Source organism: Mycetohabitans sp. B8 (assembly GCF_021991875.1).
GTDB lineage: Bacteria > Pseudomonadota > Gammaproteobacteria > Burkholderiales > Burkholderiaceae > Mycetohabitans.
This window is the reverse complement of the sequence record NZ_JAHLKR010000022.1, coordinates 76891-89191: the sequence shown is the minus strand read 5'-3', so window position 1 is coordinate 89191 and position 12301 is coordinate 76891. Positions and strand designations below refer to the sequence as shown.

Here is a 12301-nt window from a genome sequence, read left to right as displayed (position 1 = left end):
ACGCCGACGTTAGCCTATCGTCAAGTTGCCGATGTGGGCCTGTCGTCAGGCTGCCAGCGCTTTTTCCAGCAGCTGATCGAGTTCCGCGAATTGCGGCGGACCGACATACTGTTTCAAAATTTGGCCGTCGCGACCGATCACGAAGGTGGTCGGTGTCAACTGGACGTTGCCAAACTGTTTGGCGGCGGAACCATCGTCCATCGCCACCTTGAACGGCAATTGCCGCGTTTGCGCATAGTTGGCCACGTACATCGGCGGATCGTATTGCATCGCGACGGCAACGAATTCGAGGCCCTGGTCTTTGAACCGGTTGTACGTGTCGACCATCTGAGGCATTTCCTTCACGCACGTGTCGCAACTGGTCGCCCAGAAGCTGACCAGATAGACTTTGCCCTTCAGGTCCGCGGTGCTCAGCTTCTGGCCGGACAGCAGCGTGAAGCTTGCAACGGGTGCCTGCTTATGCGTGCCGAAAGCGAAATACGCACCCACGACCAGCGCGATGGCAACGAGCGCGGCTGCGATCCATGAGCGGGATGGGCGGGAAGTGGCGGACGGGCTCATCGGCGTTTTTTCGGCTGACGCGACGCCGGTGGCGCCGCCGGATAGCATAGCAATGATAGCCGACATTCTATCGCTGATTCGCGGTACCCGTGAGGCACGCGTGCCCGCTGCGGCCCGATCGGCGCGTCGGCGATAATTGTCGTTTTTGCGCCATGCCGCACTGATCTCTGGCCGTGGCCGCGCGACGGAGGCTGATTCAATGTTAAACCGACGTTTATGCTGGGTAATCTGGGCTATTTCGCTGCTGACCGTCGCTTGTTCACCGCAATTTGACTGGCGCACGGTGCGCAATGACGAGGGGCGCTACACGGTGATGTTGCCGGCCAAGCCGTTGCTTGACGAGCGAGTGCTCACGATTGCCGGGCACGCGCTGAAGATGCAGATGCAAACGGCGACGGTCGGCGACGCGATGTTCGCCGTTGGCGTTGTGGCGCTCCCCGCCGATGATCCCGTGCTTCGTGCGCAAGTGCTCACGTACCTGCAAAGTGGTTTGGCGCGCAACGTGGGGGCGCAGCCCGTGTTGCACGTGGTCCGAATTCCGGGCAGCTATGGCGCCGGGGGTGAATCGCGCATCGCGATGGATGTGGCCGGTCCGGTGGCCCATAGGCAAACACAGGGGCAGCGCGCGATCCATGCGCAGTTTGTCGCGCGCGATCGGCGCGTGTACCAGGCGGCGGTCGTGTCCTCGCGCGAGCCCGACCCGGTGCAGCTAGAACAGTTCTTTGCGTCGTTGACGGTGGATTAAGGTCTGTTTTTTTTCAATAGCTGGGAATCCTCGCTGTTGCGCCGCGTCCCTGTGTTGATGTTTCAAACGAGCTATAGGCACTAACCACGCGATTCTTATTGGTTTTTCATACTGTCCACATGTCCTGTGGATAACTTTGTTGAAAAGTACCCGGGTTACGGCTCGGGAGCACGCTGCGACACCGCCTGCAGCGAGATTGACGTGATTCCAGGCCGTCGATGCATTTCCTTTATTTTCATGGGCTTGCGGTAAACCGTCGGAGATCTGGCGGATTCGGCCCAGAAGCGGTGTCACTATCCAAACAGATGTGTATAAGTCAAGGCTCGTTTTCGTCCGACGTTTCACTTTCGTGCTGAATTCCACATGCTGGCGTGCCTAGGGTAGTAGACTATGTGCCCGCACGCGATCGGCGTGCGGTTGAGAGTCGCGGGCAGGATCAGACAGTGATCGACGCACGCCGGTATTGCACCGCCTCGCCGACGTGAGCAACAAGCACGTCATCGCTTAGATCAAGGTCGGCGATGGTGCGCGCAACGCGGCGCACCTTGTCAAAGGCACGCCCTGACCACCCCAGACGCTCGCCGCAGATCTGGAGTAACGCTTCGCCGCGCGGATCGAGTAAGCACCAGCGATTAAGGTCCTCGGCATTCAACGCGCAGTTGGCCTTATGCTGGCGTGCCAATTGACGTTCGCGCGCTTGCTGCACACGCGCCGCGACCGCGTGGCTCGCTTCGCCGCGCGCGCCGGTGCGGCGGGCGAGTTCGGCGGCCGACAGCGAAGGCACGTCAATGACGATGTCGATCCGGTCGAGCAAAGGTCCAGACAGCCTGCCGACATAGCGGGCGATCTGGTCAGGCGTGCAACGGCACCGTCCTAGCGGATCGCCACGCAAGCCGCAAGGGCATGGGTTCATCGCGGCAACGAGTTGGCACGCGGCGGGAAAGTCGGTTTGCGCAGCAGCCCGAGAAATCGTGATCTTGCCCGTTTCGAGCGGCTCGCGAAGGGTCTCCAGCACCGCGCGGCTGAACTCGGGCAGCTCATCGAGGAACAGTACGCCCAGGTGCGCCAGCGTGATTTCGCCGGGACGCGGCGGGTTGTGGCCGCCGACCAGCGCGGCGGCGCTCGCGCTGTGATGCGGTGCGCGAAACGGACGGCGCCGCCAGTCTGCCGCCGTAAAGCCACGGCCGCTGGCGGACAGCAGCATCGCACAGGCCAGCGCGTCGTCGTCCGACATCGGTGGCAGTATGCCCGGCAGACGTTGCGCCAGCATCGACTTGCCGGCGCCGGGCGGTCCCACCATCAGCATGTGATGCGAGCCGGCGGCGGCAATCTCCAGCGCCCGGCGCGCGGCAGGTTGGCCGATCACATCGGCCATATCCAGTGCGAGTTGCGTGGGCACGGCCACGTCGCACGGCTGCGTGCGCTCGATTCGCGCGTCGGGCCCGCCCTTCAGATGCGCGACGAGCGCGGCCAAGTCGGCGGCCCCGAACACGGCCACGCCTGGCGCCAGCGCGGCTTCCGCCGCATTGCCCAACGGCACGTACAGTTCCGGGCACGCCGCGTCGGGGCCAGCTTGTCTCGCGGTGCCGCACGCCATCGCGAACGCGCCCCGGACCGGCCGCAGCGTGCCGCTGAGCGACAACTCGCCGGCGAACTCTCGGCCGGTCAGTGCATCGCACGGCAATTGCCCGCTCGCGGCCAGGATGCCCAGTGCGATCGGCAAATCGAAGCGTCCGGATTCCTTCGGCAAGTCCGCCGGGGCCAGATTGACGGTGATTCGCCGCACGGGCACGTCGAAACCGCAATGGGTTAATGCGGCCCGCACTCGCTCACGGCTCTCACGCACTTCCAGATCAGGCAGCCCGACGATCGCAAACGACGGCAGGCCGTTTGCCAAATGGACTTCGACAGTGACTTCGGGCGCGAGCGCGTGCAACGGCGCGCGGCTGCGGACCACGGCTAGCGACATGGCTTATCCCTGCGGCATGTCGCCACCGATCGGGATGTCCGAGAGCTTGCGCGCTACACACTGTCCGCGCGCGCGGACAGCTTCTGCTCGAGCTCGGCCACACGCCGCTCCAGTTCCTCGAGCCTGAGCCGGGTGCGGGCCAGCACCTGGGCCTGGATGTCGAATTCCTCGCGCGTGATCAGGTCCAGCTTGGAGAAGCCTTGCGACAGCATCGCTTTGACGTTGCGCTCGACATCCTTTGCCGGCGAGTGTTTCAGCATTTTGCTGACGCGGGCCTGCAAATCGTTGAACACGTCGTTTGGCTGTTTCATCGTCATTTCCTCAATCTAAAATGTTGCACAAAGCGCGTGCTTGACCCCTGGCTGCCGCTATCGCGGCGCGATGCACGGCGCGGATGGTGGCACGAATGCGCGGACTTAGTGCAAAAACTGGCTAGATGCCTACTTTTGGTGCAACTCACTGCGGGCCGTTTGGATGCGTGCCAGTCGTTTGCGCAGCCAATGGAAAGACTCTAGCACGTCTGCCACGCTGCGCTGCCACGGCGAGTGCGGCGTTGGCCATCCGGTCGAGCCTCGCTTGACGCAGTGTCCGCGACGCGCCACGGCGACACGCTCAGGCCGCTTACAGCCCGCAGGCGCGGCATTCGGCATGGTAATTGCTATAAGTGGCCCCAGCGCAAGAAGCCAACCACTGAGAGGATTCCATGAAACTCATTACCGCGATCATCAAGCCGTTTAAGCTCGATGAGGTCCGTGAGGCGCTGTCAATGATTGGCGTCTCGGGCATTACGGTGACCGAGGTCAAGGGCTTTGGCCGCCAAAAGGGGCATACCGAGCTGTATCGCGGCGCCGAGTATGTCGTTGATTTTTTGCCTAAAGTCAAAATCGAGGCCGCCGTGACCGACGACATCGTCGAGCAGGCGATCGAGGCGATCGAGCAGGCAGCGCATACCGGCAAGATTGGCGACGGCAAGATTTTTGTCACGCCAATCGAGCAGGTGATTCGCATACGTACTGGGGAGACGGGCGCCGATGCGCTTTGACGCAAGATGCCGGGGCCGCGCAGCGCCTGCAAACGAATTTGAATGAAGGGCAAGGAACAAGAGGAGCCACTATGCGTAAGACTTTGAGGACGTTCCTGATCGTCATGTCGCTGTTGGCGGCCGGCATCGGGCTCCCGGCGCCGGCGTTGGCCGACGGCGCCTTGAGTGCCGTTGCGGCGTCCGCGCCCACGTCTAGCGCGACGAATACGGCCCGTGCTACCAGCGCGGCGCCGGTTTTTGCCCCGGTGGCGGCCGCTGCCGAAGCGTCGGGTGCTGTGTTAGCTATGGGCGTCCGCGCCGAACAGGCGGCCAGCGTGCCCGCCGCACCGACGGCACCCATGGTGCTTGACGCATCGAAGATCAACTCCGGCGACACCGCATGGATGCTGACCTCCACGGCACTCGTGCTGTTCATGACGATCCCAGGGCTTGCGCTGTTCTACGGTGGTATGGTGCGCAAGAAGAACGTACTCGCGACCCTGATGCAGAGCTTTGCGATCACCTGTCTGGTGACGATTATCTGGGTGGTGCTCGGCTACAGCTTGGCCTTCACGCCTGGTAACGCGTTCATCGGCGGGTTCTCCCGCATGCTGCTGTCGGGCATGAGCTTCGTCAGGGGTGACAAGGGCGTCACGCTGACAGTGAGCCACCTGGCCACGACGATCCCCGAATCAGTCTACATGACCTATCAGATGACTTTCGCGATCATCACGCCGGCATTGATCTGTGGCGCGTTCGCGGACCGAATGAGATTTTTGGCGATGCTGGTGTTCATGGCCCTGTGGTCGATCATGGTGTACTCGCCGATCGCGCATATGGTGTGGGAGCCGACCGGCTGGCTATCCGCAGCAGGCATCCTTGACTTTGCCGGTGGCACGGTCGTGCATATCAATGCGGGTATTGCCGGGTTGGTCTGCGCGCTGGTATTGGGCAAGCGCGTCGGCTACGGCCGCGAGGTGATGGCGCCGCACAATCTAGTGCTGACGCTGGTCGGTGCGGCGATGTTGTGGGTGGGCTGGTTTGGCTTCAACGCGGGCTCGGCGCTCGCCGCCGACGGCCGAGCCGGTTTTGCAATGGTGACCACGCAGGTCGCCGCGGCGGCCGCGGCGCTCGCGTGGATGTTCACGGAATGGATTGGCAAAGGCAAGCCGTCTGTGTTGGGCATTGCATCCGGCGCGGTGGCAGGTCTGGTCGCGGTGACCCCCGCATCCGGCTTCGTCGGCGTGTCGGGCGCGCTGATCATCGGCATCTTGGCCGGCGTGCTGTGCTTTCTGTCGGCGACGTGGCTCAAGAACAAGCTGGGCTATGACGATTCGCTCGACGCATTCGGCGTACACGGCGTTGGCGGAATCATCGGCGCGGTGCTTACCGGCGTGTTCGCGCTCAAGGATATCGGCGGCGCCGACGGCAGCGTGATCCTGCAACTCAAGGGCGTGGCCACCACGCTGATCTACAGCGGCGTTGTGTCGTTCGGCCTGCTCAAAGTCATCGACGCGGTCATTGGCCTGCGCGTGACTGAGGAGGCCGAACGCGAGGGGCTGGATGTGGTGCTTCACGGCGAGCACGTCGAATGAGCCTGCGGCGTGCCGGTGGTGGGCACGCCGTAGCAGGCCCATCGCGCAGCAGTGAGAAGGGATACAGCGTTTGACCCGCCGCGAGGCGGGTATTTTTATATCCGCCTCGCTCGATTGGACATCGGCCGTATTGAGCGGTATTTAAGTTGCATCGAACGGTATTTCGGGAGCATTGAACGGTATTGGGAACGCATCGCGCGGTATCTTGGATGCATCAAGCAGTATAGGGACGCGTCGAACCGTCTTCACCCTGTCGTGAAAGCGGGCATAGGGGTGCGCGCGATGCTGACGCGGACCTTGCAACGGGGTAAAACACCCCCACTTGAACGAAGCAACCCTCTACAATCACTTTTTTGAGCCTGTAAGCCTCGAGTTCCCATGGTTCCGCACCTCGTCACCGCGCTCAATGGTCCGCTGCTCGACCTGGAGCGGCGGATTTTGGACGCTACGCCCGCGATCGAGCGCTGGTTCCGCCTCGAATGGCAGGAGCACACGCCACCGTTCTATTGCTCGGTGGACCTGCGCAATGCCGGCTTCAAGCTCGCGCCGGTCGACACGAACCTGTTTCCGGGCGGTTTCAACAACCTGCCCCTTGAAGTGCTGCCGCTCGCCGTGCAAGCCGCGATGGCGGCCATCGAGAAGATCTGCCCGGACGCGAAGAACTTGCTACTTATCCCGGAGCGCCATACGCGTAACGCGTTCTACCTGGACAACCTGGCACGGCTCGCCGCGATCATGCGCCAAGCGGGGCTAAACGTGCGGCTAGGCACGCTGGATGAAACCGTCACCGAGCCTGTCACGCTGCCGCTGCCCGACGGCCAGGGCCTGGTAGTCGAGCCGCTGGAGCGCTCGGCGCGCCGTCTCGGGTTGAAGAACTTTGATCCCTGCTCGATCTTGTTGAACAACGACCTGTCGGCCGGTGTCCCGTCTGTGCTGGAGAACTTGCACGAGCAGTTTCTGCTGCCGCCGTTGCATGCCGGATGGGCGGTGCGGCGCAAATCGAACCACTTTGGCTGCTACGACGAGGTGGCTAAGAAATTCTCCAAGCTCATCGGCGTCGATCCGTGGATGCTCAATCCATACTTCACTCGCGTGTCGGACATCGATTTTACAGAGCGCTCGCATGACGAGGCGCTGGCCGACGCGGTGGACACGGTGCTGAAGAAGGTGGCGAAGAAGTACCGCGAGTACGGGATCGAGGATCGGCCGTACGTGGTGATCAAGGCCGATGCGGGCACCTATGGGATGGGCGTGCTGATCGTGCACGATGCATCGGAGCTTGCCGGGCTGAACAAGCGCGAGCGCAACCGGATGGCGGTCGTCAAGGAAGGGCTGCAGGTGCACGACGTCATTGTCCAGGAAGGCGTGCAGACGTTCGAGCACGTGAACGAGGCGGTGGCCGAGCCGGTCGTCTATATGATTGATCGCTACGTGGTCGGCGGTTTCTATCGCGTCCATGCGGGTCGTGCGCCGGATCAAAATCTGAACGCACCGGGCATGCACTTCGTGCCGCTGGCCTTCGAGCATACGGCGCTGCCGGACGTGCACGCCAAGCCCGGCGCCGCACCGCCGAACCGTTTCTACATGTACGGTGTTGTTGCCCGCTTGGCACTGCTGGCTGCATCGGTCGAATTGGAGAAGACCGACCCCGAGGCGATCCTCGTGTGAGCGCTGGCGCACGCGGGCATCCGCTGCGCGATAATGCACGCTGGATAGCCGCTTGCCGCCGGAACGACCCATGGACATTCTCTTTATTGCCGACCCACTGCCGCAGTTCAAGATTTATAAGGACACGACGTACGCGATGATGGCCGAGGCCGCGCGCCGTGGCCATGTGCTTTATGCGTGCGAGCCGCGGCACGTCGCGTATGTGGGCGGCGGCGTCGAGGCTACGGTACGGCGTTTCTCGATCGTCGGCGATTACACGAACCCGGGTCAGTGGTACGACGCGGAACTCGCGGAGAATCGCGGCCTGGGCACGTTCGGTGCGGTGCTGATGCGCAAGGACCCACCGTTCGACATGGAGTATGTGACATCGACTTGGCTGTTGGAGATCGCCGAGCGGCACGGCGCGCGCATCTTCAACAAGCCGCGCGCGATCCGCGACCACTCCGAGAAGATGGCGATCGGCGAGTTCGCGCGGTTCACCGCGCCCACACTGGTCACGCGCGACGCGGCACGGCTGCGGGCATTCCACGGCGAGCACCGCGACGTGATCTTCAAGCCGTTGGATGGCATGGGTGGCACGGGTGTGTTCCGGATACGCGAGGACGGCATGAACCTGGGTTCGACGATCGAGATGCTCAGCGACAATGGTGCGCGCACTGTGATGGCGCAGCGGTATATCCCGCAGATCAAGGACGGCGACAAGCGGATCTTGCTAATCGGCGGGGAGCCGGTGCCCTATTCGCTGGCGCGGATCCCGCAGGGCACCGAAATCCGCGGCAACCTGGCCGCTGGTGGGGTGGGCCGCGCGCAGCCGTTGACGCCGCATGACCGAGAGATTGCCACGGCGCTCGGCCCGGTGCTGGCCGAGCGCGGCCTGCTGCTAGTCGGCCTGGACGCGATCGGCGATTGGCTCACGGAGGTTAACGTGACGAGCCCGACATGTTTTCGCGAGATCACCGAACAAACAGGGTTCGATGTCGCGGCGATGTTCGTCGACGCGCTGGAGCGCGCGGTTGGCTGACGCGAGGTCGGGACGATCTGTGCCAGCCTGATAAACTATTGAAGTTCATGGCGATTTTGACGCAGGCTGACATGGCTGGCATCTTGATCATTGCCCACGCGCCACTGGCATCGGCGTTGCGGGATTGTGTTGCACATTTCTATGGCAGTCTGCCGCCGCGCATCGGCGTGTTGGACGTGACACCGGAGCGCGACCCGGTGGCGGCGCTGGCCGACGCGCACGCGCAACTGCAGCGGGTGACCGAGCACAATGGTGCACTGGTCTTGACTGACATGTTCGGTGCGACACCGGCTAACATTGCGGCCCAACTGGCGGCGTTGCCGCACGTGCGGGTGGTGGCCGGCGTCAATCTGCCGATGTTGGTGCGCGCGGTGTGCTACCGGACGCTGCCGATCGACATGTTGGCGGACAAGGCGCTGCAAGGCGGCGCGAAGGGCATCCACGGCGTCGTGCCGGGCACGCCTGCCACAGCGGCCTGCCTGCCGTGCGCCGAAATGGCGTCGGCCGCCCACGGCAGTGCGTTGCCGCCGTGTGGCCCCGATCTGCCGGCGGACCCCGCGACGAGCGTGCCATGCGGCTCGACGGGCTGAGCGGCCCGCGCGCGTGCGCTGCCACACCGGGCCTGCGCCCGCCCGACGAAGGCTCTCCATCGTTTCAATCCCAACCAAAACATGATTCAAAGAGAAGCAACGATCGTCAATAAATTAGGGCTCCATGCGCGGGCGTCGGCCAAGCTGACGCAACTGGCTGGCAGCTTTCGGTGCGCGATCTGGATGGCGCGCAACGGCCGACGGATCAACGCAAAGAGCATCATGGGGGTCATGATGCTCGCGGCGGGTATTGGCAGCACGATCACCATCGAGACCGAGGGTCCCGACGAGCAGGCGGCGATGGATGCGATCCTCGCGCTGATTGCGGACAAGTTTGGCGAAGGTCAGTAATGCCAAGAAATCGGCGCGGGCGGCCCGGCAGTATCGACGCGTGTCGCGATCCCGCGCTGCGACATCGCGACGCATTGCCCGATGCTGCACCGCGGGCTGCAGCCAAACAGGGCAGAACCTATAATGGGCGCGCCGGTCTGAGTCTGCGTCAGACATTTGCCGGGCAGGCGTGATAGCGCCCAGCGCAGGTTAGCACGCGCCTGCGATGCTTCCCCATTGCCCAAACACAACTAGAGGAGGCGCGCGTGTCGTTCACGCTGCATGGAATCCCTGTATCTCGAGGCATCGCGATTGGCCGCGCGTACCTGATTGCGCCTGCCGCGCTGGACGTTGCCCATTATCTAGTCGAGCCCGACCATGTCGAGGCCGAGGTGGCCCGCTTCGTCGCGGCGCAGCAGGCTGTCCACGACGAACTCGATACGTTGCGTGCCGAGCTGCCGGCAGATGCGCCCAGCGAGATGGGCGCGTTCCTCAACGTCCACACGCTGATTCTGCACGACGAAATGCTGGTCGAGGCGGTGATCGAGTTGATCCGCGTGCGGCACTACAACGTCGAATGGGCGCTCACCGAGCAACTGGAGCGCCTGGCCAAGCACTTTGATGACATCGATGACGAGTACCTGCGCGAGCGTAAGGCGGACTTGGAGCAGGTCGTCGAACGTGTGCTCAAGGCGTTGGCCGGATCACCGGCCGCCGCCGTGGCGGCCAACGACGTGCGGCACGGCACCGATGAGATGATTGTGGTCGCGCACGATATCGCGCCGGCTGACATGCTGCAATTTAAGACGCAGACGTTTCGCGGGTTTGTCACGGATCTAGGCGGGCGCACGTCGCATACGGCGATTGTCGCGCGCAGCCTGGGCATCCCAGCGGCGGTAGGTGTGCAGCAGGCCAGTTCGCTGATCCGACAGGACGACATGATCATCGTTGACGGCGACCGTGGCGTGGTGATCGTGGACCCGGCGCCGATCGTGCTGGAGGAGTATACGTATCGACAAAGCGAAAAGCTGCTTGAGCAACGCAAGCTGCAGCGGCTGAAGTTTTCGCCGACGCAGACCGTGTGCGGCACGAAGATCGATCTGCTGGCCAATATCGAGTTGCCCGACGATGCACTCGCCGCGTTGAATGCTGGCGCAGTCGGCGTCGGGCTGTTTCGCACCGAATTCCTGTTCATGAACCCGCGTGGCGCGTTGCCGGAAGAAGAACAGCAATTCGACGCGTATCGACGCGTCGTGCAGACGATGAACGGCTTGCCGGTGACGATTCGCACGATCGACGTGGGCGCCGACAAACCGCTCGATTCGCGCGACGAGTTCGAGACGGCGTCCAATCCGGCGCTTGGGTTGCGTGCGATCCGCTGGAGCCTATCTGAGCCGCAGATGTTTCTCACGCAGTTGCGGGCCATCCTGCGTGCGTCGGCGTTCGGGCCGGTGAAGATTCTCGTGCCGATGCTCGCTCATGCGCGCGAGATCGACCAGACGCTGGACCTGATCGCGCAGGCCAAGCACCAGCTCGACGATGCGGGCCTGGCATACGATCCGAACGTGCGGGTCGGCGCGATGATTGAGATCCCGGCCGCTGTGATCGCGTTGCCTCTGTTCCTGAAGCGGCTTGACTTCCTGTCAATCGGCACCAACGACCTGATTCAATACACGTTGGCGATTGATCGCGCGGACAACGCGGTCGCGCACTTGTATGACCCGCTGCATCCCGCGGTACTACAACTGATCGGCATGACCCTGCGCGAAGCCAGGCGAGTCGGTGTGCCGGTGTCGGTGTGCGGGGAAATGGCCGGCGATCCGGCACTGACGCGGCTGCTGCTCGGGATGGGGCTGACCGAGTTCTCGATGCATCCGAGCCAGTTGCTGCTGGTCAAGCAGGAGGTGCTGCGCGCACAGTTGAAGAGTCTGGAAAAGCCAGTCGAGGACGTGCTGGCGTCATACGAGCCGACAGAAATCCAGGCAGCGCTCGACCGGTTGCTGCAGGCATAACGGGGCGGCGCACTACGGCGCGGCGTCAGCGCCGCGATGCGGCACGCCGCAAACCAGGCAATCGGCTTGGCGGCCGATACGCATCGTCTGCCACTCCATCGTCATCGCGTCGAGCATCATCAGCCGTCCGACCAGCGTGCGGCCGATTCCGGCAATTACGCGCAGCGCCTCGGCCGCTTGCATCGCGCCGATGATGCCGACCAACGGAGAGAACACGCCCATCGTCGAGCATGCGACTTCATCGAACGGTTGATCTGGCGCGAACACACACGCATAGCAGGGTGAGGCCGGATCGCGCGCATCGAACGTACTGATCTGCCCATCAAAGCGCAACGCCGCGCCGGATACCAGCGGCACACGATGCCGGACGCATGCGCGGTTCACCGCATGACGGGTCGCGAAATTGTCGCTGCAATCGAGCACGACGTCGGCGCGCCGCACCCATTGCTGCAGCAGCGCGTCGTCCGCGCGCGCGTGGATCGCGTTCACGCGTACGTCGGGATTGATGCGTGCGAGTGTTGCGTGTCCCGACGCGACCTTGGCCTGTCCAACGGTGTCGCTCGAATGCAGGATCTGTCGTTGCAGGTTGGTCAGATCGACGGTGTCGGCATCGACCAGCGTCAGCGTGCCGACGCCCGCTGCACCGAGGTACATTGCGGCTGGCGAACCGAGGCCGCCAGCCCCGATCATCAACACGTGCGCGTGCAGAAAGCGCTGCTGTGCCTCGATACCGATTTCGTCGAGCAGGATGTGACGCGAATAACGCAGCAGTTGGTCGTCGTTCATTGC

The 12301-nt window shown here is 63.3% G+C and carries 12 protein-coding genes; 8 read left to right on the top strand and 4 right to left on the bottom strand.

Features of this window, described 5'->3' with window-relative positions:
* Window positions 1–45: 45 nt before the first annotated feature.
* On the bottom strand, window positions 46–561 hold the full coding sequence (locus tag KQH60_RS13630; protein ID WP_237576985.1) for a TlpA disulfide reductase family protein: 516 nt from the start codon (window positions 559–561) through the stop codon (window positions 46–48).
* Between the two features lie 199 nt (window positions 562–760).
* Here KQH60_RS13630 and KQH60_RS13625 point away from each other — a divergent pair, with 199 nt between their 5' ends.
* Complete coding sequence (locus tag KQH60_RS13625) at window positions 761–1306, top strand: hypothetical protein (RefSeq protein ID WP_237576955.1); 546 nt, start codon at window positions 761–763, stop codon at window positions 1304–1306.
* 436 nt (window positions 1307–1742) lie between these two features.
* On the opposite strand, the gene KQH60_RS13620 is transcribed toward KQH60_RS13625, so the two are convergent.
* The gene (locus tag KQH60_RS13620; RefSeq protein WP_237576954.1) at window positions 1743–3275 is read right to left on the bottom strand and encodes a YifB family Mg chelatase-like AAA ATPase; all 1533 of its coding nucleotides are present in this window, start codon (window positions 3273–3275) and stop codon (window positions 1743–1745) included.
* A 53-nt stretch (window positions 3276–3328) separates the two neighbouring features.
* On the bottom strand, window positions 3329–3586 hold the full coding sequence (locus KQH60_RS13615) for an accessory factor UbiK family protein (protein WP_237576953.1): 258 nt from the start codon (window positions 3584–3586) through the stop codon (window positions 3329–3331).
* 392 nt (window positions 3587–3978) lie between these two features.
* On the opposite strand from KQH60_RS13615, the gene glnK reads away from it, so the two are divergent.
* The 7 genes from glnK (at window position 3979) to ptsP (ending at window position 11512) form a co-directional block, all read left to right on the top strand.
* Window positions 3979–4317 carry a P-II family nitrogen regulator gene (gene glnK, locus KQH60_RS13610; RefSeq protein ID WP_237576952.1) on the top strand — a complete coding sequence of 113 codons (339 nt, stop codon included), beginning with the start codon at window positions 3979–3981 and terminating at the stop codon, window positions 4315–4317.
* Window positions 4318–4388: 71 nt separating this feature from the next.
* Window positions 4389–5891 (top strand): ammonium transporter, encoded by a 1503-nt coding sequence (locus KQH60_RS13605; RefSeq protein ID WP_237576951.1) that lies wholly within the window; start codon window positions 4389–4391, stop codon window positions 5889–5891.
* Window positions 5892–6269: 378 nt separating this feature from the next.
* The gene (gshA, locus tag KQH60_RS13600; protein WP_237576950.1) at window positions 6270–7559 is read left to right on the top strand and encodes a glutamate--cysteine ligase; all 1290 of its coding nucleotides are present in this window, start codon (window positions 6270–6272) and stop codon (window positions 7557–7559) included.
* A 70-nt stretch (window positions 7560–7629) separates the two neighbouring features.
* Window positions 7630–8580 carry a glutathione synthase gene (gene gshB, locus KQH60_RS13595; RefSeq protein WP_237576949.1) on the top strand — a complete coding sequence of 317 codons (951 nt, stop codon included), beginning with the start codon at window positions 7630–7632 and terminating at the stop codon, window positions 8578–8580.
* A 71-nt stretch (window positions 8581–8651) separates the two neighbouring features.
* Entirely contained in the window at window positions 8652–9170 is a 519-nt protein-coding gene (locus KQH60_RS13590; RefSeq protein WP_237576984.1) for a PTS sugar transporter subunit IIA, read from the top strand.
* 81 nt (window positions 9171–9251) lie between these two features.
* Entirely contained in the window at window positions 9252–9521 is a 270-nt protein-coding gene (locus tag KQH60_RS13585; RefSeq protein WP_237576948.1) for an HPr family phosphocarrier protein, read from the top strand.
* Window positions 9522–9766: 245 nt separating this feature from the next.
* The gene (gene ptsP / locus KQH60_RS13580; protein WP_237576947.1) at window positions 9767–11512 is read left to right on the top strand and encodes a phosphoenolpyruvate--protein phosphotransferase; all 1746 of its coding nucleotides are present in this window, start codon (window positions 9767–9769) and stop codon (window positions 11510–11512) included.
* Window positions 11513–11524: 12 nt separating this feature from the next.
* Here ptsP and KQH60_RS13575 read toward each other — a convergent pair whose 3' ends face one another.
* The gene (locus tag KQH60_RS13575) at window positions 11525–12298 is read right to left on the bottom strand and encodes a molybdopterin-synthase adenylyltransferase MoeB (RefSeq protein WP_237576946.1); all 774 of its coding nucleotides are present in this window, start codon (window positions 12296–12298) and stop codon (window positions 11525–11527) included.
* Window positions 12299–12301: the final 3 nt, after the last annotated feature.

Bases quoted from the DNA above. Each gene is read 5' to 3' on its own strand.
- KQH60_RS13605 (WP_237576951.1), top strand. From the start codon at position 4,389: ATGCGTAAGACTTTGAGGACGTTCCTGATCGTCATGTCGCTGTTGGCG.
- glnK (WP_237576952.1), top strand. From the start codon at position 3,979: ATGAAACTCATTACCGCGATCATCAAGCCGTTTAAGCTCGATGAGGTC.
- KQH60_RS13625 (WP_237576955.1), top strand. From the start codon at position 761: ATGTTAAACCGACGTTTATGCTGGGTAATCTGGGCTATTTCGCTGCTG.
- KQH60_RS13620 (WP_237576954.1), bottom strand. From the start codon at position 3,275: ATGTCGCTAGCCGTGGTCCGCAGCCGCGCGCCGTTGCACGCGCTCGCG.
- KQH60_RS13615 (WP_237576953.1), bottom strand. From the start codon at position 3,586: ATGAAACAGCCAAACGACGTGTTCAACGATTTGCAGGCCCGCGTCAGC.
- KQH60_RS13590 (WP_237576984.1), top strand. From the start codon at position 8,652: ATGGCTGGCATCTTGATCATTGCCCACGCGCCACTGGCATCGGCGTTG.
- KQH60_RS13630 (WP_237576985.1), bottom strand. From the start codon at position 561: ATGAGCCCGTCCGCCACTTCCCGCCCATCCCGCTCATGGATCGCAGCC.
- KQH60_RS13585 (WP_237576948.1), top strand. From the start codon at position 9,252: ATGATTCAAAGAGAAGCAACGATCGTCAATAAATTAGGGCTCCATGCG.
- gshA (WP_237576950.1), top strand. From the start codon at position 6,270: ATGGTTCCGCACCTCGTCACCGCGCTCAATGGTCCGCTGCTCGACCTG.
- gshB (WP_237576949.1), top strand. From the start codon at position 7,630: ATGGACATTCTCTTTATTGCCGACCCACTGCCGCAGTTCAAGATTTAT.
- KQH60_RS13575 (WP_237576946.1), bottom strand. From the start codon at position 12,298: ATGAACGACGACCAACTGCTGCGTTATTCGCGTCACATCCTGCTCGAC.